General features: G+C 50.1%; 1 pseudogene. It reads right to left on the reverse strand.

Annotation, left to right across the window (positions count from 1 at the left end):
* A pseudogene (locus HMPREF2935_RS07850) lies at positions 1-449 on the reverse strand (hypothetical protein); the annotation flags it as partial.
* Positions 450-485 lie beyond the last annotated feature (36 nt).

Genomic DNA, 485 nt, shown 5'->3' on the forward strand with positions numbered 1-485 from the left:
TCGATGGAGAATTCTGCAGAGATTCCACCCTCTGTTTCCTGTTTAGCTTGCCAGCCCTTTTGCAGGGACTCGACGGTATTTGCTTCGCCTGGTTTAGAGATAGCTGTAAACCTTGAGCGGCCGTAATGATATTCACGGTTCTTATCGGTGTACTCATTGAGGACGAGGAATCGGTCAGCGGAAAGTTCCGCTAGAAGTTCGCCGCCGCCCTTGATTGCTTCGGCAATAGCTGGGCCAATGCCAGGAATACCGGCAACAAGCGCAGCAACCGCAGATTTAATGCCGATTTTCGCCGCTTTGTTTACAAGGTCTGGTGATTTTCCACCGACGAGGAAGCGGTGGTCGGTAGATTTGCGAATTTTGATGTGTGGGGCGTCGAGTAGGGTGTATACAACCCATGGACTTCTTCCGTCACTGTTACGAATATTGACGTCGGCAAACTCAGTCACCGAAGTGATGTAATCATCACTGCTGATAGTCCGTTT

Source organism: Corynebacterium sp. HMSC076D02, from assembly GCF_001813815.1.
In the GTDB taxonomy this organism is placed as follows: domain Bacteria; phylum Actinomycetota; class Actinomycetes; order Mycobacteriales; family Mycobacteriaceae; genus Corynebacterium; species Corynebacterium simulans.